The sequence below is a fragment of the Rhodococcus sp. GQ147 genome, assembly GCF_059759155.1.
The window spans coordinates 139,282-158,717 of the sequence record NZ_JCAXDU010000008.1 but is presented as its reverse complement, the minus strand read 5'-3'; the positions used below and the strand labels follow the sequence as shown (position 1 = coordinate 158,717).

General features: G+C 68.4%; 17 protein-coding genes. 8 read left to right on the top strand and 9 right to left on the bottom strand.

The annotated features are described in order from the left end of the window. The first annotated feature begins 21 nt into the window (after nucleotides 1-21). Nucleotides 22-759, top strand: a complete 738-nt coding sequence (locus AC6CID_RS11850) for a sulfite exporter TauE/SafE family protein (protein ID WP_006552709.1) — start codon at nucleotides 22-24, stop codon at nucleotides 757-759. A 21-nt stretch (nucleotides 760-780) separates the two neighbouring features. Here AC6CID_RS11850 and AC6CID_RS11845 read toward each other — a convergent pair whose 3' ends face one another. The 5 genes from AC6CID_RS11845 to AC6CID_RS11825 all read right to left on the bottom strand — a co-directional run bounded on the left by AC6CID_RS11845 (nucleotide 781) and on the right by AC6CID_RS11825 (nucleotide 6,247). Further along, a complete protein-coding gene (locus tag AC6CID_RS11845) occupies nucleotides 781-2,253 on the bottom strand; it encodes a peptide MFS transporter (RefSeq protein ID WP_033096407.1) in 1,473 nt (490 codons plus the stop codon). A 129-nt stretch (nucleotides 2,254-2,382) separates the two neighbouring features. Next, nucleotides 2,383-2,763, bottom strand: coding sequence for a DUF3054 domain-containing protein (locus AC6CID_RS11840; protein ID WP_006552707.1), 381 nt, complete (start codon nucleotides 2,761-2,763; stop codon nucleotides 2,383-2,385). A gap of 134 nt (nucleotides 2,764-2,897) precedes the next feature. Then, nucleotides 2,898-3,452, bottom strand: coding sequence for a YceI family protein (locus AC6CID_RS11835; RefSeq protein WP_039585015.1), 555 nt, complete (start codon nucleotides 3,450-3,452; stop codon nucleotides 2,898-2,900). Between the two features lie 89 nt (nucleotides 3,453-3,541). Then, a complete protein-coding gene (locus AC6CID_RS11830; protein WP_498353990.1) occupies nucleotides 3,542-4,663 on the bottom strand; it encodes a lysylphosphatidylglycerol synthase transmembrane domain-containing protein in 1,122 nt (373 codons plus the stop codon). An 84-nt stretch (nucleotides 4,664-4,747) separates the two neighbouring features. Continuing rightward, entirely contained in the window at nucleotides 4,748-6,247 is a 1,500-nt protein-coding gene (locus AC6CID_RS11825) for an adenylate/guanylate cyclase domain-containing protein (RefSeq protein ID WP_039585012.1), read from the bottom strand. A gap of 174 nt (nucleotides 6,248-6,421) precedes the next feature. Between AC6CID_RS11825 and macS the strand changes: the two genes are divergently transcribed. The 3 genes from macS to AC6CID_RS11810 all read left to right on the top strand — a co-directional run bounded on the left by macS (nucleotide 6,422) and on the right by AC6CID_RS11810 (nucleotide 8,987). Continuing rightward, on the top strand, nucleotides 6,422-7,624 hold the full coding sequence (gene macS, locus AC6CID_RS11820; RefSeq protein WP_006552703.1) for a MacS family sensor histidine kinase: 1,203 nt from the start codon (nucleotides 6,422-6,424) through the stop codon (nucleotides 7,622-7,624). Beyond that, nucleotides 7,624-8,250, top strand: coding sequence for a response regulator (locus AC6CID_RS11815; RefSeq protein ID WP_006552702.1), 627 nt, complete (start codon nucleotides 7,624-7,626; stop codon nucleotides 8,248-8,250). Before macS ends, AC6CID_RS11815 begins: the two co-directional genes overlap by 1 nt. 62 nt (nucleotides 8,251-8,312) lie before the next feature. After that, entirely contained in the window at nucleotides 8,313-8,987 is a 675-nt protein-coding gene (locus tag AC6CID_RS11810) for a DUF1707 SHOCT-like domain-containing protein (protein WP_006552701.1), read from the top strand. A 57-nt stretch (nucleotides 8,988-9,044) separates the two neighbouring features. Here AC6CID_RS11810 and AC6CID_RS11805 read toward each other — a convergent pair whose 3' ends face one another. From AC6CID_RS11805 to trmB, 3 genes are read right to left on the bottom strand one after another with little or no spacing between them, the layout of a single operon-like run. Continuing rightward, a complete protein-coding gene (locus AC6CID_RS11805) occupies nucleotides 9,045-12,401 on the bottom strand; it encodes an MMPL family transporter (RefSeq protein ID WP_033096321.1) in 3,357 nt (1,118 codons plus the stop codon). Nucleotides 12,402-12,410: 9 nt separating this feature from the next. Further along, nucleotides 12,411-13,103: an NYN domain-containing protein gene (locus tag AC6CID_RS11800; RefSeq protein ID WP_006552699.1), complete on the bottom strand. Its 693-nt coding sequence runs from the start codon at nucleotides 13,101-13,103 to the stop codon at nucleotides 12,411-12,413. Beyond that, a complete protein-coding gene (trmB, locus tag AC6CID_RS11795; protein ID WP_006552698.1) occupies nucleotides 13,100-13,846 on the bottom strand; it encodes a tRNA (guanosine(46)-N7)-methyltransferase TrmB in 747 nt (248 codons plus the stop codon). The genes AC6CID_RS11800 and trmB overlap by 4 nt, the downstream gene beginning before the upstream one ends. Nucleotides 13,847-13,981: 135 nt before the next feature. Here trmB and AC6CID_RS11790 point away from each other — a divergent pair, with 135 nt between their 5' ends. The 4 genes from AC6CID_RS11790 to AC6CID_RS11775 all read left to right on the top strand — a co-directional run bounded on the left by AC6CID_RS11790 (nucleotide 13,982) and on the right by AC6CID_RS11775 (nucleotide 18,537). Beyond that, nucleotides 13,982-14,626, top strand: coding sequence for a hypothetical protein (locus AC6CID_RS11790; protein ID WP_024102059.1), 645 nt, complete (start codon nucleotides 13,982-13,984; stop codon nucleotides 14,624-14,626). Next, on the top strand, nucleotides 14,623-16,008 hold the full coding sequence (locus AC6CID_RS11785; RefSeq protein ID WP_064256134.1) for a hypothetical protein: 1,386 nt from the start codon (nucleotides 14,623-14,625) through the stop codon (nucleotides 16,006-16,008). Before AC6CID_RS11790 ends, AC6CID_RS11785 begins: the two co-directional genes overlap by 4 nt. 38 nt (nucleotides 16,009-16,046) lie before the next feature. Then, nucleotides 16,047-16,424 (top strand): DUF6802 family protein, encoded by a 378-nt coding sequence (locus tag AC6CID_RS11780; protein ID WP_006552695.1) that lies wholly within the window; start codon nucleotides 16,047-16,049, stop codon nucleotides 16,422-16,424. A 280-nt stretch (nucleotides 16,425-16,704) separates the two neighbouring features. After that, nucleotides 16,705-18,537, top strand: a complete 1,833-nt coding sequence (locus tag AC6CID_RS11775) for a phosphoenolpyruvate carboxykinase (GTP) (RefSeq protein WP_006552694.1) — start codon at nucleotides 16,705-16,707, stop codon at nucleotides 18,535-18,537. Between the two features lie 420 nt (nucleotides 18,538-18,957). Here AC6CID_RS11775 and AC6CID_RS11770 read toward each other — a convergent pair whose 3' ends face one another. Then, nucleotides 18,958-19,434 (bottom strand): VOC family protein, encoded by a 477-nt coding sequence (locus tag AC6CID_RS11770; protein ID WP_039585008.1) that lies wholly within the window; start codon nucleotides 19,432-19,434, stop codon nucleotides 18,958-18,960. Nucleotides 19,435-19,436: the final 2 nt, after the last annotated feature.

The following is a 19,436-nucleotide window of genomic DNA, read 5'->3' as shown; positions in this document are numbered from 1 at the left end:
GTACAGGTACGTTGAGCGACCGTGACCGTCCTCGACCTGGCACTGCTCGTGGTTGCCGGATTCTTCGCGGGTGTCGTCGGGTTCGTCACCGGCCTGGCGTCGATCGTCTCGTATCCGGCGTTGCTCGCCGTCGGCCTCCCGCCGGTCGCGGCGAACGTCACCAACACCGTCGCGATGGTCGGTGTGGGTGTCGGGGCGCTGACCAATTCGGCGCGGGAGGTCGTCGACACCGGCCCCCGCGTGTGGTGGTGGACGCTCTACGCCGCGCTCGGCGGCGTGGTCGGTGCGGCTGTCCTGCTCGTCGCGCCGCCCGACTCGTTCGAGGCGATCGTTCCGGGTTTCGTCGCGCTCGCCGCTCTCGCGCTGCTGCTCCAACCACGCATCCGCACCCTGGCCGGCGGTCGCGACCTGCCGCGGGTGTTCTCCGTGGCGGTCTTCGTCGTCGCGGTCTACGGCGGATACTTCGGTGCCGGCGCCGGCGTCGTCTTCTACGCGCTGGTGCTTATCTGCACGTCCGAGCAGATTTGGCGCGCGAGCATCCTCAAGAGCTACCTGCTCGGCGTCGCCAACCTGGTCGCGGCGATCGGGTTCGCAGTCTTCGGACCCGTGCACTGGGGTGCGGCGGCCGCCATGGCCGTCGGCGCGTTCGCGGGTGGCTACTGCGGTCCGCCGCTCGTGCGGCGCATACCCCCGAACCTGCTGCGCGTGGGTGTCGCGCTCGCAGGGTTCGGGTTGGCGGTATGGCTCGCTCTCCGCTGAGCAGCGTCCTGTGCAGTGGTGCTACTGCACGCCGTGCATGAGCTTCTTGATGTGCGGCGCGAAGAGGGCCAGCACGATGCCCACTGCGATCGACGCTCCGCCGATCCACAGGTAGTACGGCACCTCGTTGTTCTCGTCGTAGAACCCCGCGAGGGTGCCGGCCATGGCCGTACCGCATGCGACGGACAGGTAGAACAACGCGACCATCTGCGTGTGGAAGTTCTTCGGCGCGAGCTTCGTCGACAGCGACAGTCCGACGGGGGACAGGAACAGCTCGGCGAAGGTGAACAGCAGCAGGATGAAGACCAGTCCGAGCAGCGGAGCGCTGTTGGGGCCGCCACCGGCCATGGGGATGAAGCACAGGAAGGCGATGCCCATGATGATCGTGCCTGCGGCGAACTTGATGGGCGACGAGGGCTGACGCGGTCCGAGTTTGGTCCACACGGCGGCGAAGACACCCGCGAACAGGATGATGAAGACCGGGTTGATCGACTGCACCCAGGACGGCGGGAACTCCCACCCGAACAGATTACGGTCCAGGCGTGTGTCGGCGTAGACGGCGACCATCGTGAACTGTTGCTGGAAGAGCGACCAGAACACCGCGCTCGCGATGAACATCGGGATGAACGACAGCACCCGGCTGCGCTCGACCGGCGTGATCTGCTTGCTCGACAGCATGAGGACGAAGTAGGTGATCGTCGCGATGATGGTCAGGGCGACGACGATGTCGGACATGTTGCTCGTCGTGACGAGGCCGGTCAGCGCGGCGACCGCGATGAGGACCACGGCGACCAGACCGATCCCGGCGGCTTTCGTGCGCGTCTCGGCGGGAAGCGGATGGGGTGGCACCTTGCCGATGTCGCCGAGATGCTTGCGATAGATCGTGTACTGCAGCAGGCCGAGGAACATGCCGACCGCGGCGAGACCGAAGCCCCAGTGGAAGCCGTAACGCGTCTGTAGGAAGCCGGTGAGCAGCGGGCCGACGAGCGCGCCGATGTTCACGCCCATGTAGAAGATGGAGAAACCGGCGTCGCGTCGCGGGTCCTGCTCGTCGTAGAGATCGCCGACGATCGACGTCGCCGTGGCCTTCAGACCACCGCTACCGAACGCGACCAGCACCAGGCCGATACCCACCCCGACGAAACCGGGCAGCACCGCGAGCGCGATGTGGCCGAACATGATGAGCACGGCGCTGTAGAACAGGGTCCGTTCGGAACCCAGCAGCCGGTCGGCGATCCACGCCCCGAGAATCGTCGACAGGTAGACCGTGCCGCCGTAGGCGCCGACGATGGAGGTCGCAGCCCCCTGGCTGATCCCCAGCCCGCCCTCGGATGCCGAGTAGTACAGGTAGTAGATCAGGATGCCCTGCATGCCGTAGAAGGAGAATCGCTCCCACATCTCGACACCGAACAGGTTGGCCAGGGGTAGTGGCTGACCGAAGAACCGATGGTCGGATCGCGACCCGGTCAGAGTAGGTGGTTCCAGCGTGGACATGATCTCCACTGTTCCACCGCACGGGGCGCGAGCGCGAAAAATTCGCGTATCCCGCGGTCGCAGATCACACTTCGCGTGCGAGTGCGAGAGCTGCGACCGGAGGGTCGGTACTGGTCGACCTCGGCGAGGTCAGTGAGCGTCGACCTTGCGGTGCTGGAGCAGTCCGACGACCACGCGCCAGCCCACCAGGAACAGGCCCAAGAAGATCGTCGCGACGATGATGAAGGCGGTTGCGGTGCCCTGACCGGTGACGGCCCGCAGCAGCATCCCCACGACGAGGGTGCTCACCCACACGAGCAGTCCGGTGGGAACGGCCGCGAAGGCGTCGAACTTGTCGCGGTAGAGCCACGCGGTGAAGAACCATCCGACGGTGAGGCCGCCGAGGAACGGCCACGCCGTTCCTGCGAGCCCCACGAGATCGAGCACTTCGTCGTGACTGGAACGACCGAGCACGGCGAATACGACGACGAGAACGACGTCGATCGCCAACGCCGGGATGTACTTCTTCACGGGTCCAGAGTAGCGGCGGCGCGGGGCGCGTCGGAATCTCCGGCGCGTGCTCTCGAGCACGATCCGGACCGGTAGAGCGGGTGGAACGCGGCAGCGCCCCTGCCGGAGCAGGGGCGCTGTCTGTGCGAGAGGGGTCAGGCCTGCAGGCCGGCCTCGATCTCGAGGGTGATGGTGATCTTGTCGCCGACGACGGCTCCGCCGCCTTCGAGCGGCATTTCGATGCTGATGCCGAAATCCTTGCGGTTGATGACGGTGGTGGCCTCGAAGCCGGCGACCGGGCCCTGGCCCATGCCGGGGTTGACGCCGTTGAACTCGAGCTTCAGGTCGACCGGGCGGGTGACGCCGTGGAGCGTGAAGTCGCCCGTGACGATGTAGTTATCACCGTCGGCACGCACGTCGGTCGAGGTGAAGGTGGCGACGGGGAACTGCTCGGCGTCGAAGAAGTCGGCGGAGCGGACGTGCGCGTCGCGGTCGGCGTTCTTGGTGTTGATCGACTTGACGTCGATCTCGGCGTTCACCGATGCGGTGCCGTCCTCGGCGACGGTGATGGCGCCGGAGAAGTTCTCGAAGGTGCCGCGAACCTTGCTGACGACGAGGTGCCGGACGGTGAAGCCCACGTTCGAGTGGACGGGATCGATGGCCCAGGTGCCGGTGGTCAGGCCGGGGAAGGTGGTGGTGGCGGTCGTCATGGTGGTCCTCCTCGATGGTCAAACTTTCAACTGCTTGTCGACAAGCATGCCACCAAATAGTTGCATGCGCAACTACATCGTGAGGTGGATCACGCCGGCTCGGGATTCTCGACCGGACGACGCCGCCGCTCCAGGGCGCTGCGCTCGTGTTCTGCGCGCTCGGCGATCGGATCGATCTCGTCGGGTCCGTTGCCCCGGTACATCGCGGCGACGGTGGCCCAGCCCGCCAGGGCCACGAACGCGAAGCTCACCATCCGATACACGAAGACCGCTGCCAGCGACTGCGACGCGCTCAGCCCGGCAGCGGTGAGCGTCGCGATGAGGGTGCCGTCCACGAATCCGAGGCCGCCCGGTGCGAGCGGCACGCTGCCCACGGCCTTCGCCGCCGCGAACGCGATGAACAACCCCGCCACCGACGGGGAGCCGCCGACAGCCCAACACGCCAGTCCGAGGCACGCGACATCGGCTGCACGGTGCACGGCCGACCACGCCACCGCGGCCACACCGTCGCGACGCGCGAGTTCGACGGACTCGAGCTGCGCGAGGGTGCGTTCGAAGACGTCGAAGCCGGTGTCCCTCGGCTTGCTCGTGATGCGGTTGACCCGACGGAGCACCCACGTGCCCGCCGCCTCGATCGACGTGGGGTTCTTCGCGACGTACCGCAGGCCGAAGATCAACGCGATCGCGCCCGCGAGCGACAACACGAGAGTGACGGGGCTGATCCGGCTGCCGACCGCGAACGCACCGATCATGCCCACCGACGCCAGGGTCACGGCCGCGATGACGCCGGAAACCGCGAGTTGCCACGAGGCGACCACGGGGGTCGCACCCCACTTGCGGGTCTGCTTGTAGGTGAAGGCCGTGGAGAAGACCGGACCTGCGGGTAGGGTCACCGCCATCGCCGTGCTGCCGTAGATCACCGACGCCGAACGCCAGTGCCCGACGCGCACCCCGCCGGCGCGGAGCAGTCGCTGCTGCACTCCCGCGAAGCCGCTGAGGGAGATCATCTGCGCCAGCACGGCCGCCGCGAACCAGCCCCAGTGCATCTCCGTGACCGCGCGCCACGAGTCGCTCATCGTCGGCCACAGGTAGATCGCCTCGACCGTCAGCAGAGCCACGAGGGCGATCGCCGACACCCACTTGATCCACCGGAACGAGCCCCGACGCGGCGTGGCGTCGGGGCATGGAGGATCGTCGTGCGGCTGCGCCACGCTGTTCACCGTAACCGACCGTCGGGTCACGAAGAGGGCGCTGTGGCCGTTCCGCGTCGTTCGCGGGTGTCGCGGGACGGACCGTCACTCGTCCGTCGAAGTGTCCGTCCCGTTCGCTTCTCCGGGGGCTCCGGGATAGCGAACCGGCCATGCGAGATGGGTCATCCGCCGCCGGCCGCGAAGCTGCACCTCGTCGCCGAGTTCCCAGTGGCTGCGCTCCTCGTCGTCCGCGAAGTACAACGCGCTCGACGACGCGAGAACCCTACTCGGACGCAGTTTCGCCAGCTCGGTCAGGCGCGAGGCCTCGTTGACCGGGTCGCCGATCACCGTGTACTCGAAGCGCTCCGCCGCGCCGATGTTGCCGGCCACCGCGAGTCCCGCCGACACGCCGATCCCGACATCGAGTCCGGTGATCTCGTCCAGAGCGAAACGCAGTTCGCGGGCCGCCGCGAGCGCCGCCGTGGGGGCGTCCGGCCGGTCGAGGGGAGCGCCGAAGATCACCAATGCCGCGTCGCCCATGAACTTGTTGACGAAGCCGTGATGATGGTCGACCACCTCGACGACGACACGGAAGAACTCGTTGAGCAGTTCGACGACCTCGCTCGGTGGGCGCTCGGCGGCCGTCGCCGTCGAACCCACCATGTCGACGAACAGCACCGCGACGTAGCGCGTCTCACCACCGAGCTCGGTGCCGTACTGCAGGGCCCGGCGCGCGACGTCCTCACCGACGTGCTGACCGAACAACTCCCGCAGACGCCGGCGTTCGTCGGACTCGGCCATCATGCGGTTGAAGCCGACCTGTAGGCGTCCGATCTCACTGCCGTCGAACACCTCGACCTGCACTCCCGAGGCGCCGCGTTGCACGCGTTCGATCGCCCAGCGCAACTGCTTGATCGGGTCGGAGATCTGCGCCGACGTCAGCAGCGACAACACGAGCGCGAGACCGATCGACGTCACCGCGAGAGCGAGCACGGACAGGGCGAGCGCGTCGGCGTCGAAGTCGGTGTTGGCGCTCAACTGCGTCACGCACAGCAGCACGATCCCGGCGACCGGCATGAGCGTGCCCAGGCCCCAGGTCATGGCCAGGCGCGTGCCGACGCCGGGAGCCATCGTCCGGTCGAAGTTTCCCTCGCTCAGCGCCCGCGCGGCGACCGGCCGCAGGATGCGTTCACCGAGCATGTAGGTGAAACCGAAGGTGCTGGTCGCGGCCATTGCGACGGTGACCGAGACCGCCACCGCGAGCGACGGCATCTCCTCGGCGGTGAGGAAGACGAAGAGCACGCCGCCGAGCAGCCACAGACCGAGGTGCACGATCGCCTGTCGCAGCGGGGCGTGCAGGGCCGCCATCTGTTCGGCCCGGGTGGGCGGGCCGCCGCGGAGCTGCCACCGGACGACAGAGCGCAGCGTGATCGCTGCGGCGCCGAGGCTCACGATGCCGGCGAAGACCAGGTACACCGCGAAGACCGCGAAGTTGCGGACCCGATCCGCGATGATGGCGTCGGTCTCGGCGATGGGGATGCCGTACCGGACGAAGGCGAACACGAGCATCGCACCGAACAGGTTCGACGCGCCCATGGAGACCATGTAGAGCGGCCAACGACTCCGCAAGGTGGCGGCGACAGCTCGGTACGACCTCAGCACGACTTCAAATCAAACCACTGTGCGGACGGTCACAGGATGGGGCGGTCACTGTTGGAGGCGCGGAGTGGTTGGATTCACTCGCCCCACCTACTGTGACGAAAGGTGCGAAACGTACACATGAGGCCGCCTCCGACCGGTCCCGACGCGGATGCACCCCTGTGGCGGGCCGCCCAGGTCTTCCGGCTCGTGACCGTCGCATATGCGGTGGGATCGCAGTTCTCGACCGTCGTGAACTACACCCGTCCGGGCTTGTCGTGGTTCTTCACCGGGGTGCTCGTGACGTGGTCGCTCGTCTCGGCGGTGTTGCTCTCCCGCGAGGCACGACTGCGCCGCACGGTCACCGTGGTGGACCAGATCCTCGCCGTCGCGTTGATGGCGGCGACCCGGCTGGTCGCCGACCACGACTGGTACAGCAACCACCAGACCATGCCCACCACGCTGTGGGTCGCCAACGCCGTGCTGTCGGCCGCGATCCTCGGCGGTCCGCTCACGGGCATCGGCTCGGCGCTGCTGATGTCCGTCGTCAGCGCGGTGGTGCGCGACCAGATCAACCTCGACCTGTGGCGCGACGCGACGGCGCCGGTGCTCGTCGCGTGCGGTGTGGCAATGGGTTTCGCCACCACCACCGCGCGTAGTGCGCACCGGCAACTCGAGCAGGCCGTGCGCGTGGCAGCGGCCACCGAGGAACGGGACCGGCTCGCCCGGCAGGTGCACGACGGCGTGCTGCAGGTGCTCGCGCTCGTGCAGCGGCGCGGACTCGAGCTGGGCGGTGATGCGACGGAACTCGCCGAGTTGGCCCGCGAACAGGAGACCGCGCTGCGCCAGCTGATCTCCGAACAGGACACCGACGTCGACCGCGGCGGTGAGCATGCCGACCTCACCGCCCTCGTCCGGGCCAGGGCCGGGACCGGTGCGACGGTGTCCGCGCCCGCCGGCCCGATCATGATCCCGCGGGATCGAGCGGAGGAACTCGCGGCGCTCACGACAGCGGCGCTGTCGAACACGCAACTGCACGCCGGCGCCGGTGCCGCCGCCTACATCCTCCTCGAGGATCTCGGCGACGAGATCGTACTCAGCATCCGGGACGACGGCGTCGGGATCGAACCGGGCAGACTCGACGAAGCTCGCGAACAGGGACGCATGGGGGTGTCCAAGTCGATCGTCGGGCGAGCGGAATGGCTCGGCGGCGTCGCACTGCTCGACAGCGATGTAGGCGAAGGAACCGAATGGGAGATCCGGGTACCGAAGGGGAATGAGTGGCCGAGCTCAGCGCGGAAACACACGAGAACAGCACAGAGGAACGCAGCACCGTCAGCGTGATGGTGGTCGACGACCACCCGATCTGGCGCAACGCCGTCGGACGTGACCTCGAGGAGGCCGGGTTCACCGTCGTCGCCGAGGCCGACGGTGTCGCGAGCGCCGCGCGCCGTGCCGCCGTCGTCCGCCCCGACGTCGTGCTCATGGACATGGCGATGCCCGACGGCACCGGCACCGAGGCGACCCGCGCGGTCCTCGAGGTCTCCCCGGACAGCCGGGTGCTGGTCCTGTCGGCGTCCTCCGAACGCGACGACGTCCTCGGCGCGGTCAAGGCGGGCGCGTCCGGCTATCTCGTGAAGAGCGCCTCGGTGCACGAACTCGTCGACGCCGTCCTCGCGACCGCGCGGGGACAGGCCGTCTTCACCCCCGGACTGGCCGGGCTCGTGCTCGGCGAGTACCGCCGGATGTCGAACGACGTCGCCGACCGGAGACCCCCACCGACCCTGACCGGCCGGGAGACCGAAGTGTTGCGTCTCGTCGCGAAAGGGTTGTCGGCGAAACAGATCGCAGCGCGACTGACGCTCAGCCACCGCACGGTGGAGAACCACGTCCAAGCGGCGCTACGCAAACTGCAGCTCGCCAACCGCGTCGAACTCACCCGCTACGTCATCGAACAGGGCCTCGAATAGCGCCCCGCACAGTGGCTCCGACGACTTCGGAGGCATACCGTTCGTCCCGTTAAGCTCAGGGCATGGAACCGAAGGATCTGCGGGTGTCGGACGCCGAGCGCGAGCACGTCGGCGAACTTCTGCAGCGGGCGGTCGGGCAGGGAATGCTCTCGCTCGGGGAGTTCACCGAACGGATGGACACCGTCCTCGCGGCCAAGACCCGAGGCGACCTGAACCAGGTGCTCGTCGACCTGCCCGGTATCCAGATCCGGCCCGAGTTCCAGGAGCAGAATCTGCCGGGCATGTCGCAGGCGCACTATCCGGCGCCGAGTGCGGCCGGCTACCCCGCGCCGAGTGCAGCTGCTTTCCCCGCGACCGGCCAGGGCGCTCCTCTCGTGATCAAGGGCCGCGTCTCCGGCATCGAACGCAAGGGTCGCTGGCACGTGCCGCCCGCCGTCGTTCTCGACACCGTCGCGTCCTCCGTGACCCTCGATTTCACCGAAGCGGTGATGCAGACGCAGGTCGTGCGGATCGACGTGAGCGACTACCTCAGCTCGATCAACATCGTGCTCCCCGCCGAGGCCACGGCCGACGTCAACGGCGTCGAGAACGTCGCGTCGAGCGTGTCGTCGAAGGTGCGCGGCGGAGCGCCGTACGGACCGCTGCACGTCGTGGTGACAGGCAAGGTCCGCGGCGGGAGCTTCAACGTCACCCATCCGCTGTCCACGCGGCTGCGGAAGTTCTTCAACGGCAGCTGACCCCGGAAACACCCGAGGCGACCCGCTCTGCGGGTCGCCTCGAGTTCGTTCGTCAGATCAGTCGCGACGCTGCCGGGCGATCAGCTCACTGACGCTGATCGAACGGCCGCTGTCGGGACCGTGGCGTCCACGCCTCCGCGACTCCGCGTCGTTCTGCTCCGGCTGCGATTCGTCCGCTCGCGCTTCCGGCCGCTCGCCGGCCGGGCGGGGCGGCTGCTCCGGACCACGGGACCGGGAGGGCAGAGGCGGACGGGGACCGTTCTGTGTCGGCGGCTGCATGCCCTGCGTCGGCGGCTGCTGAGTGCCCGGCACGGGCGGTCGGGCAGGTCCCTGCGCCGGAGGTCGCTGGGCCTCCGATGTCGGGGGACGTTGCGAGTCCGGCGCCGAGGGGCGCGGTGCGTCGGAAGTGGGCCTCGGTCGCTGGGCCGAAGACTCCCCGCCGGGCGACGTACGGCGCAACTGCGACAGCCAGTTCTCGATCGCCTGCGGATCCCGTCCACGACCGGTGCCGGGTTCGCTCGGACGCGGAGCCGGGGCACCGGGCAGAGCTTCCGCATCGCCCGGGACAGCGGGCGGTCGGATGAAGGACTGCGGCAGCGGCGGCGGAACCTCCCCGCGCTGACGGCGGGGGAGCGGAGGCACCGACGACGGCGACGACGGGTCGGACGCACCGCGCTGTGTGGCATCGAGCGCACCGCGCTGTGTCTGATCGAGCGCACCGCGCTGTGTCTGATCGAGCGCACCGCGCTGCGTGACATCGCGCTGCGGCATCTCGGGGGCACGACGTTCGGGCTTCTCCGGGACACCCTTCTCCGGGCCTCCGAGCCCCGGAAGAGCCGAGCCGTTGCGCTCGTCCACCGGCGGCCGACCCTCCGGGCGACGACGCGGCTCCGGGATCGGACGCGACGGACGCCCCGGACCCGTACCGGGCTGCACCGGACGGCTCGCCGGCATCGGACGCCCGGCTGCGGGCGGCACCCGTTCGCCGTTCCGCGGAGCAGCAGGGGGACGACCGGACGCGGGCGCGGCCGGACGGACCGGGGGGCGGCCCGGGGCCTGCCGTCGCACCGGCGGCGGCGTGAGATCGCGGAGCTTGCGCTGTTCGGCGGCCGGCCTCGGCGGAGCGATCTTGGGCAGCGGCTGCGTGAGGTCGGAGCCGCCCTCGAAGGCACCTGCCGGGAAGCGGTGCGCGCCCGTGGCCGCGACCGTCGCCGGCCCGAACATGCCGACGGTGATGAGCTCGGGAACGTCCTCGGGCATCAGTTCGTCGGCGAGGATCGGCTCGCCCAAGCCGATCTTCTCCTGGATCCGCTTCATCCACGCCGGAGCCCACCAGCAGTCGTCGCCGAGCAGCTTCATCACGGCGGGCACGAGGAACATGCGGATGACGGTCGCGTCGATGATCAGCGCGGCGATCATGCCGAACGCGATGTACTTCATCATCACCAGCTCCGAGAACCCGAAGGCACCGGTGACGACGATAAGGATCAGGGCGGCCGCGGTGATGATGCGACCGGTGTGGGCGGTACCGATACGGATCGACTCGGTGGTGCTCGCCCCCATCGATCTCGCCTCGACCATTCTGGAGAGCAGGAACACCTCGTAGTCGGTCGACAGGCCGTACACGATCGCGATGATCAGCACGAGCACCGGCGACATGATCGGCCCCGGGGTGAAGTTGAGCAGGTCGGCGCCGTTGCCGTCGATGAAGATCCAGGTGAGGATGCCCAGCGTCGAGCCGAGACCCAGGGCGCTCATCAACACGGCCTTGACCGGCAGCACGAGCGAGCCGAACGCCAGGAACATCAGCAATGTCGTCAACAGCACGACGACCACGACCATCAGCGGCAGGGTCTCGAGCAGGGCCCCGATGGAGTCCTGCTCGATCGCCGGGGTGCCGCCGACGAGCACTTCGACACCCTCGGGCCATTCGGCTGCGTGCAGGTACTCGACGGTGTCGGCGGACTCGTTGCGGTCGGTCAGACCGGCCTTGAGCACACGGACGCCGTCCTTCGCGGGGCCGGTGATCTGGAACTTCTCGACGAGGCCGGGAGCTTCGCTCGCCGTCGTGATGATCTTGTTGAGGTCGCCGCCCTCGGCGCCGCGGACCACGAGCTTGACCGGCTCGGCGCGCTGGCCGGGGAACAGTTCGTCGAAGGTCTCCTGCGCGACGCGCGTGGGGTGCTCGGGCGGCAGGTAGGTCTCGTTGATGCCGCCGAACTTGATGCCGGTCAGCGGCATGATGAGCAGCAGCAGGCCGATGACCGTCGGGATGGTCACCTTCATCGGGTTGACCATCACCCAGCGGCACAGGCGGCCGAGGAAACTGTTCTCGACCTGCTCGTTCGACTGGATCTGCCCGAAGCGTTTCATGCCGAACTTGTCGATGCGCCTGCCGAGGATGCTCAGGATGGCGGGCAGGATCGTGATCGACAGCAGGGCAGCCAGTGAGACCGCCGAGATCGCGCCGTAGGCGACCGACTTGAGGAAGCCCTGCGGGAACAGCACGAGACCACCGAGGCTGGTGACGACCATCGTCGCCGAGAACACCACCGTGCGACCTGCGGTGACGACGGTGCGTCGCACCGCCGCCGGGGTGTCGTAACCCTCGGCGAGTTCCTCACGGAACCGCGACACCATGAACAGGCCGTAGTCGATCGCCAGGCCCAGGCCGATCAGTGAGACGACCGGTGCGACGAACGAGTTGACCTCGGTGAAGTTGGTGATCAACCGGACGATGCCGTTCGCCGCGACGATCGTGAGACCACCGGTGATCAGCGGGAGAGCGGCCGCGACGACGCCACCGAAGACGAAGAACAACAGGATGCCGACGGCCGGGATCGCGAGGATCTCCATGCGCTTGATGTCGTTGGCCATCGTGTCGTTCAGTGCGCCGGAGATCGGCTGCAGACCGGCGAGCTGCACGTCGACGCCGTCGATGTAGAAGGCGTCCTTGATCTCGCGGAAGTTGCCGGTCAGCTCCGTGTCGTCCTCGCCGGCGATCGCGACCGACGCGATCGCGTGCTGACGCGACGGATCGGCCAGCGACGGCAGCGACGGCGCGTCGTCGGTGGGCCAGTACGCACCGTTGATCTTGAGGATTTCGTCGGGATGCTCGGCGACCAGCGAGTTCAGGCTGTCGGTGACCTTCGCCGCGAACTCGGGATCGTCGACCGTGCTGCCCTCGGGTGCCGTGTACAGCACCAGCACGTCGCCCGCGGTGTCGCGGCCGAAGGTGCCGTCGGCGAGCTTGGCAGCGGCGACGGACTCCGAACCGGGATCGTCCCAGCCGCTCTGGCTGAGGTGATCGTTCAGGCTCAGCCCGTACCCTGCGAGCGCGAGCAACCCCGCGACCATCACCGCAATGACGGTGAAGCGCGCGCGGTAGACGAGCTCTCCCCAACGGTCGAACACGTAAGTCTCCTATTCGGCGACGCTCTTGCGCCCCACCAGGAGAGCAGAAAGCGGTCGGAACGGCTGCAGCCAGGCACCCTCGTCGGGCAGCGATTCCAGGCTGACGCGGGGCAGCGGTTCGCGGAACACACCGGGAATGTCCTCGAGATCGAGGAACTGGATGATCTCGGAGGTCACCGCCCAGCTGGCGTGCTCGCGGAAACCGAGCACCTGGGTCGCGATGCCCTCCTGTGCGAGCCGCTCGAGGGGTTCACGGAACGCCTGCCCGTCGGCGGAGGCCACCATGACACCCGCGAGACCTTCCCGGTGCCTCAGCTCGATGTGGTCCAGCATGTCGGAGTCGACATCGCTGTCCTCGTCGATCTTCGGCTTGGCGAACACCGCGAAGCCCACATTACGCAAGGCCTCGACCCAGGGGCGGACGACGTCCGCGCTGCCGGGGGCGATATTGGTGAACACCGTGGCTTCGGGTTCGAGGGTCGCGGAGTGCAGACGCGACAGTTCGGCGGTGCGTCCGAGCAGCCACCGGCCGAGAGCGTCGAAGCGCGGGCGGTAGGCCGCGGTGGGCCGGCCGCCGAGGATCGCGCCGAGGCCCATGTCGAGGTTGGGTGCGTCCCAGACGAGCAGGACCTTTCGGACCGGCTCGACACCGTCGATCGCGGAGGGGTCGGTCACGCCGGGAAGCTCTTCATGGACACTCATGCTCCGATCTTCCCCCAGACGAACTCGTTGATAGCGCTACCCACCTGGTGTGCCTTGTCCTCGAACTTGGTGACGGGGCGTTCGAGGCTGATCGGGGAGGTGCCGGTGAAGCGGGCGAGGCGCGGTTCGGCATCGCCCACCTCGGCGATGGCCTCGGCGTAATCGGCGTGGTCGGTGGCCACGTGCAGCACTCCACCGGGCTTCAATCGGTCGGCGATCAGGGCGAACGTCGGGGCCTGCAGGAGTCGGCGCTTGTGGTGGCGGGCCTTGGGCCACGGATCCGGGAAGAACACCCGCACGCCGGTGAGTGACGCGGTGGTCAGCATCTTCTCGAGCACCTCGACGGCGTCGCCGCGCAGGATCCGCAGGTTCCGGATCGGCGCGTCGGTGTTGCAGCTGCGTTCGATGTTCTGCAGTGTCTGGGCGATGCCGGGCTTGTAGACCTCCACGGCGATGAGGTTCACCTCGGGCTCGGCTTGGGCCATAGCGACCGCGGCGGTTCCTGTTCCGGATCCGATCTCGAGGACGAGGGGCGCGGAGCGACCGAACCAGGCGTCGACGTCGAGCGGTTCGTCGCCGACTTCCTTGCCGAGTTCGGGCCAACGACGGTCCCAGCACTGCTGCTGGGGGTCGGTCAGCGATCCACGGCGGGACCGGAAACTCGTCACCCTGGGGTATAGGCGGTTCCCGCGGGTCGGGCGCTCCTCGAGCGTCTCGGTGGTGTGCTGATCGGCTTCGTTCACCGGTCCATTGTCGCGTATTCCGAGAGTGTGTGGCGGGAGTGACCTGAGTGGCCACAGTGTTTTCTCAGGGAAGCATTCGTTCGGCTGCCTGTCAGCGATCTCTCTGCGACAATTTCCGCCGACGATCGGGGGATCATGACGGGGGAGTTGTGGCACCACCTCGCCGCGCAGGTCGAACAACTGGATGCGCAGGCAGGGCGGTTGATTCGCAGGGCGCTGACCGAGCATACGGCCGCGCTGCGGGTGCAGGTCGCGGGGCGGGCCGGGACCGGCCGGGAGAGCGTCGAGACGCAGGTACGCGAACTGCTGCTCCGCAGGGTCGATATCGAGGGTGGGCAAGTAGACGCGGCCGTGGGCGGAGTGGCAGTGGACACGCCGGACGGTCCCGACCCGGTCCTCGACGGTGACGTCGTCGTCTACGTCGTGCCGCGTCGTCTCGACCCGGCCGTCGCCCATCCGGCCGACCGCGCCGCGCTGACGGCCGTGGATCCTTGTCGCCTCGTCCTCGTGGTGACGGGTGGGACGGATGACAGCGAGTGCGCTCTCGTCGCGCGTGCGACGGGGGTGCCGCCGGATCAGGTGGTCGCGGTCCGCGATGAGGAACTGCTCGGGGAACGGCTCGCCGCGCGTGCGGTCGTGGCGCGCCGCCTACGTGACGAGGAGCTCGCCCGGGTCGTGGCGGGTGTCCCGGCGGCACCGCAGGTGCGCGAACTCGTCGAACAGACACTCGACCTGGTCGGGCTGGACCCGATGGAGTCCGTCGCCGCGGGACTACGGTGACACCGCCGAGCGGACTCGTGGATCCGGCCGACGACGTCCTGCGCCGATGGAACCCGCGCGGATGGATGGGACTGCACCGGCCGGCCGCGACCGGCGTGCGGGTCGTCGGAGTGCCCGGTTCCGGCGCCGGCACGCTGGCAGCGGAGCTACGACCTCTGGGCGGGCTGGACATCACGGACGACGGCCGCGCCGTCACCCTCGTGGTGTTCGACCCGTCGGCGACGATCGGCCGCACCGAACTCGACCTCGTCCGCTCGGCGGCAGCCGAGTCGATCGAGGTCGTCTGCGCACTGACGGGCATCGACCGCTTTCCCGACTGGCGTGCGGTCCGCGACGCCGACGTCGAGATCCTGCAGCGGCACGCATCCTGGCTGCCGAGGGTCGTGGTCCTGCCCGTGAGCGCCGCGGCCGCTCGGCGGGCACGCGAACTCGAGGACGACGCGAGCGAGGCGGTCCGGCAGACCCTGCTCACCGCGTCCGGACTCGTCGAACTGCGGGACGTCCTGGCCGCCACGGTCCGGTCGTCACACGACCCGCGACGAGCACGCGCCGCGGTCGTCGCCGCCACCCGGCCGATGATCGAGGAGGAGATCGGACGACTGAGCGCGGAGGACGAGGAAGGGGGCCTGCGTGCGGAGCGCTCCCGCCTCACAGCCGCAGCACCACCCGCGACCTCCGGCCCCGACCTGCGCCGGCTGCAGGTGACGCTGTTGCAGGAGGTCGCGATGCGCGTGCGGGCGGCGTCCACCGCCGCGGGCGAGGTGCTCGAGACCGCGGACGCGGATGCGGTGGTCACGACGATCGACACCCACGTCGACGACCTGTGTGCGCGGCTCACCGACGAAACGGCCCGGATCGCGCCGGGCACTCCGGCGCCGGAACCCACGCGCACCGCCCGCCCACCGCAGACCGCGCGGTCGATGGAGGACACGCTGACGGTGGTCTTCGGTGCGTCGGCAGGCGCGGGTCTCGGCAGACTGCTCCTCACCCCGTTCGGGGACCTGCCGGGCTGGATGTCGCTGGTGGTCGCGATCGCGTGCGCGGTTCCGGCCGCCGGATGGCTGATGCGGATCCGTAGGCGAATCGCCTACCGCGACCGGATGCGGCGGTGGATCGCCGACGAGCTCGCGACCGTACGGGCGGAACTCGACACCTGGATCCGCACCCGCATCCACGAGACGGAACTGCAGTCCACCGCGCTCGCGGTCGCTGCGCGCGACCGGCACGCGACCCGCGTGCGGGAACGCGTCGCCGCGATCGACGCGGAGATCACCCGTCGCCGGGGCGAGCGGCGTGCCCGCACCGCCGCGTGCGAACGCGACCTGGCGGCACTCGGACACATCCCGGAACCGCAAGGTGCCGGGGTGCGTCCAACCGGATAGGAGCGATCCGGCGCGTGCCGGGTCGGAAAGGGGAGACGATGGCCGAATTCGCCGGCTCGGGTGGCACACCCCAGCCGTTCACCGATCCCTTCGATCCGTCCGGGTTCGATCCGTCCGAGTTGGCCGCCTGGGCCGACGAGCTCGCCCCGACGACCGACCTCGACGGAGACGGCGCCGCCGAGACGGTCGTCGCCGATACCGAGCACTGGGGAGTCGGTGGCGACTGGGGCGACGGTCTGGTGGTGGCCACCGACACCGATCTCGACGGCAGCAGCGATCGCCTCTCGGTGATCGCGGACGACGGCCGTTACGGCGTGTGGGAATACTGTCGCGAGCTCGACGGATCGGGTCGGTGGAGTCGACTGGACACAGGTAGCCTTGAATACGACGTACACCACGGAGAAGAGTCGAAGTGATTCATATCCGGCTGCGCAGCAGGGGGAGGGGACGGTATTGTGCGCAAGTTCTGAATCGTTTCTGTGAGATTTCCGACCGGCCCCGAGTGCCGCCGGTCGGCATTCCGACGTTAACCTCTATGAAAAGGACATCCGGCGCCTACTTCGCCTGTTCGGCCACGGACGAAGTAGGTGGTACCCCTGCCGAGAGGGGCAAGCCCGGGTCTGCCCTCGTCCGCACAGAAGAACGTGCAGGTCGGAGGTGGGATCCCGGTTCCGGGCACACCCCAGGAGAGTTTTGATGACCTCAGCGACCATTCCCGGTTTGAACGGTACCGACGACAAGCTCCCGACCCAGCATGCCGAGTTGCTTGCCTGGGTCCAGGAGATTGCCGAGCTCACCCAGCCCGATCGTGTCGTATGGGCCGACGGATCCGATGAGGAATGGGACCGTCTGACCTCTCAGCTGGTCGAGGCAGGCACCTTCACGCGTCTGAACGACGAGAAGAAGCCGAACTCGTTCCTGGCCAATTCCGATCCGTCGGACGTCGCACGCGTCGAGTCGCGCACCTTCATCTGCTCGAAGAACGAGATCGACGCGGGCCCGACCAACAACTGGGTCGACCCCGACGAGATGCGTGCCACGATGACCGAGCTGTACCGCGGCAGCATGCGCGGACGCACCCTCTTCGTCGTGCCCTTCTGCATGGGCCCGCTCGGAGCCGAGGACCCGAAGCTCGGCGTCGAGCTGACCGACTCGGAGTACGTCGTCGTCTCGATGCGCATCATGACCCGCATGGGCAGCGCGGCTCTCGAGAAGCTCGGCACCGACCGTCCGTTCGTCAAGGCGCTGCACTCCGTGGGTGCGCCGCTCGAGGCCGGTCAGCAGGATGTCCCGTGGCCGTGCAACGACACGAAGTACATCACCCACTTCCCCGAGACCCGTGAGATCTGGAGCTTCGGCTCCGGCTACGGCGGCAACGCCCTGCTCGGCAAGAAGTGCTACTCGCTGCGCATCGCGTCGGCCATGGCGCACGACGAGGGCTGGCTGGCCGAGCACATGCTGATCCTCAAGCTGATCTCGCCCGAGGAGAAGGCCTACTACATCGCCGCGGCGTTCCCGTCGGCCTGTGGCAAGACCAACCTCGCGATGATCCAGCCGACCATTCCGGGCTGGCGTGCCGAGACCCTCGGCGACGACATCGCGTGGATGCGTTTCGGCAAGGACGGCCGCCTCTACGCCGTGAACCCCGAGTTCGGCTTCTTCGGCGTCGCGCCGGGCACCAGCGCCGACTCGAACCCGAACGCGATGGCGACCATCGAGGCCGGCAACACCATCTACACCAACGTCGCGAAGACCGACGACGGCGACATCTGGTGGGAGGGCATCGGCGGCGAGACCCCGGCGCACCTCACCGACTGGCTGGGCAACGACTGGACCCCCGAGTCCGGCACCAACGCCGCGCACCCGAACTCGCGTTACTGCACCCCGATGTCGCAGTGCCCGATCCTCGCCCCCGAGTGGGACGACCCGCAGGGTGTGCCGATCTCCGCGATCCTGTTCGGTGGCCGCCGCAAGACGACGGTGCCCCTCGTCAGCGAGTCCTTCGACTGGCAGCACGGCACCTTCCTCGGCGCGACCCTGTCGTCCGAACAGACCGCCGCGGCAGAGGGCAAGGTCGGTAGCGTCCGTCGCGACCCGATGGCGATGCTGCCCTTCCTCGGCTACAACGCCGGCGACTACCTGAACCACTGGATCACGCTCGGCAAGAACGCCGACGAGGACAAGCTGCCGAAGATCTTCTACGTCAACTGGTTCCGTCGCGGCGACGACGGCCGCTTCCTGTGGCCCGGCTTCGGCGAGAACTCGCGCGTGCTCAAGTGGATCGTCGACCGCATCGAGCACAAGGCCGGCGCGCAGTCCACGCCGATCGGCTACGTGCCCAGCGCCGCCGACCTCACGCTCGACGGTCTCGATGTCGATCCCGCCGACGTCGACGAGGCCCTGAAGGTCGACGTCGAGGAGTGGAAGTCCGAGATCGACGGCATCGCCGAGTGGTTCGAGTTCCTCGGTGAGAAGGTGCCCTCGGGCATCCGCGACGAGTTCGAGGCCCTCAAGCAGCGCCTCGGCTGAGTCCGTACACGACGACGAATGCCGTTCCCGGTTTCCCGGGGGCGGCATTCGCCGTCTGTGGGGTGAAATCCGGGAAATCGTTCACAGCGGATATCTCGGTTGTGCCACGCCGACCGGTGACGTAGTTCCACGATGCACTGCAACTACTTCCGTCGGCGAGCGGGTCGTCTCGTGCGTGGTTCGAGTCGTATCGGTCGGAAGTGTGCGGCACTGGTGGGGGCATTGCCGGGCGACGGCGCAGTCCGTGCGCTGTCACCTTCCCTTGACGAAATAGCCCAGGGCCATCACGCCGTCGTCGAATCGCTTCTGCGCACGCCTCTTGTCGAACACTGATCCCCCCGGCTCTCGTACGGAACATCCGGGAGGAAGATCCTAGTCAGCGTGCACCGAAGGGTGCTCCGTGGGCAACTGCTTTACACCTCACGCGTTCTGCGTTGCCGCCCACTCGTCGAGCCGTCGCTTTGCTTCCTCCGCGGGCACGTTCTCGACCCGCGTCATCACGGCCCACCGATGACCGAACGGATCGAGGATCGACGCGAACCGGTCGCCGGTGACGAAGGTCGACGGTTCCTCGAACACCCGGGCACCGAGGGCGACGGCCCGCGCGAACACGGCGTCGGCGTCCGCGCAGTACAGCACGTACGAATGGTCGACGTCGTTCGTTCCGCTCGGCGCGTGCAGGCCGATGCCGAGATGGGGATCGCTCAATTGCAGTCGGCCGTAGTCGAAGTCGAGCTCTGCGTGCATCACCGTCCCGTCGGGGCCGTCCATCCGCTCGACGACGGTCGCTCCGAACGCGTCGCAGTAGAAGTCGATCGCGCGGGAGGCACCGTCGACGACGAGGAAGGGGGTGAGGGAGGTGTATCCCTCGGGGATGGGGTTCACCGAATTCGTCATGG